1 protein-coding gene is annotated in these 246 nt (G+C 55.7%); it reads right to left on the bottom strand.

Annotated elements, in window-relative coordinates:
• The coding region (locus H5181_RS20500; protein ID WP_182751900.1) for a hypothetical protein at positions 1 to 246 on the bottom strand (246 nt) is incomplete at both ends.

Genomic DNA, 246 nt, shown 5'->3' with positions numbered 1-246 from the left:
TGCCCATGCCGCTGAATTCAACGGTGGGTGCAGGTGCGGCAACATTGTCCACAGGCTGGTTGTCGGTAGCAGTCGCAGATGGGTTACCGGCGATATCAATCACTTGCGCGGTGACATCAACATCGGTCGCGCCTGCAGTGACAGGGACTTCAACGTCAAAGCCGTTGTCGAGCATGTCCTGAGTCACAGGGCCGTTAAATAGGGTGTTGCCGTTGCCATCAGTGACAATCAAGGTGTCGCCAACTT

The organism is Shewanella sp. SG44-2 (assembly GCF_014164215.1).
Classification (GTDB): Bacteria; Pseudomonadota; Gammaproteobacteria; order Enterobacterales; family Shewanellaceae; genus Shewanella; species Shewanella frigidimarina.
This window is presented reverse-complemented; position numbering and strand designations above follow the sequence as displayed.